Source organism: Endozoicomonas atrinae, assembly GCF_001647025.1.
Classification (GTDB): Bacteria; Pseudomonadota; Gammaproteobacteria; order Pseudomonadales; family Endozoicomonadaceae; genus Endozoicomonas; species Endozoicomonas atrinae.
Genome location: NZ_LUKQ02000744.1, coordinates 1 through 582 on the forward strand (window position 1 = coordinate 1; position 582 = coordinate 582).

The 582-nt window shown below is 51.9% G+C and carries 1 protein-coding gene; it reads right to left on the reverse strand.

Annotated elements, in window-relative coordinates:
• The coding region (locus AK963_RS30405) for a hypothetical protein (protein WP_139117836.1) at positions 1 to 560 on the reverse strand (560 nt) is incomplete at its 3' end.
• Positions 561 to 582 lie beyond the last annotated feature (22 nt).

Genomic DNA, 582 nt, shown 5'->3' on the forward strand with positions numbered 1-582 from the left:
AAGCGCGCTAGCTCCAGTGTTGCTTTGGCTGCCTGATAATCCTTAACCACCGCATCCGGTGTGACCTGCTCGGGTTTCTGCTTGCCATCCGGTGTCAACAGCAGGCCCCTCAGGCAACATTGTTCCTTAAAGCGCGCTAGCTCCAGTGTTGCTTTGGCTGCCTGATAATCCTTAACCACCGCATCCGGTGTGACCTGCTCGGGTTTCTGCTTGCCATCCGGTGTCAACAGCAGGCCCCTCAGGCAACATTGTTCCTTAAAGCGCGCTAGCTCCAGTGTTGCTTTGGCTGCCTGATAATCCTTAACCACCGCATCCGGTGTGACCTGCTCGGGTTTCTGCTTGCCATCCGGTGTCAACAGCAGGCCCCTCAGGCAACATTCCGCTTTGAAGCGCGCTATCGCTAACTGATACTTATTATTTTGATCTGGAGCTCGATTGAATTCTTGAATGACCTGATCCGGGCTGATTTTTCTCTGGTCTTTTGGAATGTTCTTTAAGCAGAGCTTTTGCAGGAAGAAGGCTCCTCGTAGGGAGGTTTTGTCATTTGCATACGCTGTCATCACATCAGCTGGGGTGATTTTA